The organism is Pseudomonas sp. SWRI18 (assembly GCF_014268345.1).
GTDB classification, from domain to species: Bacteria; Pseudomonadota; Gammaproteobacteria; order Pseudomonadales; family Pseudomonadaceae; genus Aquipseudomonas; species Aquipseudomonas cedrina.
This window is the reverse complement of sequence record NZ_JACCQQ010000054.1, coordinates 1-1,001: the sequence shown is the minus strand read 5'-3', so window position 1 is coordinate 1,001 and position 1,001 is coordinate 1. Positions and strand designations below refer to the sequence as shown.

General features: G+C 60.9%; 1 pseudogene. It reads left to right on the top strand.

Annotated features, from left to right (window positions below):
- Positions 1–12 precede the first annotated feature (12 nt).
- A pseudogene (locus tag H0Z09_RS27165) lies at positions 13–1,001 on the top strand (type IV secretion protein Rhs); the annotation flags it as partial.

Genomic DNA, 1,001 nt, shown 5'->3' with positions numbered 1-1,001 from the left:
TGGGGCTGCCTCTTGATTCCGGTTATCGGCAAGTTCGTCCTATCCCCCATGGACGCCAAGAAGCCGGACGTCGGCAGTGTTTTCCGTGACTTGCGCCAGTGCCTGAACACCTTTGACGCATGGGCCGAGGGTTTCTGGACGGGTTCGGCGCTGGAAGTGGAGCAGGTGTTCAAAGTCGGTGACGAAGTCTCCCTCGTCGCTCCCGCGTCGTCTAAAGAACCCAGTCGCACCGTTGCCGTGTGCAAGGCCCAGGGCTCGCTGACGCTGGTGCACATGTTCGAGAGCACGCGGTTTGTGCCCATCGGCAACACGCCGGTGATGCTGCAGGCGATTGCCGCGGATGGCAGCCCAACGGGTGCGCCGATCCATCGAATGATTGGCCCCAGCGGCATTCTTCACATCAACGATTGCACCCGCGATCAGCCATACCAGATCACCTTTTATCCCAACGTTTCCAAGGATCACGTCAAGGCGCTGTATGCGTCTTATCAGTCGCTGATCGCGGGGCTGGACGAGCGTCTGCGCGAGGAATGGAAGAAGACCTTCAAGCCGCAATGGGACGAGTTTGCCAACGCCACGCCTTTCGAGCGCAGCGCCATGCAAGGGTTGGCGTTCTCGACCGGGATCGGCAAGGCGCTCTACAACCTTTGGGACGATCTTACGCAGCTGTATGAACTGCTGGCGGACCTCAAGGCGAACAGCCAGAAGCTGCTGCAATACCTCTCCCAGGCCGAACTTGATGAGCTGCTGAAGCTGGGCAAGGACGCCGTTGCCAAAGGCCTGCTGGTGCTCAGCGATGAGCCGCTGTTGTTCATCTACCTGTCAGCCATGGTGGCTTGGATACGCCTGCTGCCGCCGCCGCAGATGTACGAGTTGCTCGGCGAGATAACCGGCGAGGTGCTGATCAATCTGTTCCTGGCCTGGGCGACGCGGGGCATGGGGGTGCAGGTTCGGCTGGGGGTCCAGACGCTGGGGCCTATCAAGTCCGGGTGGGTGCGCAC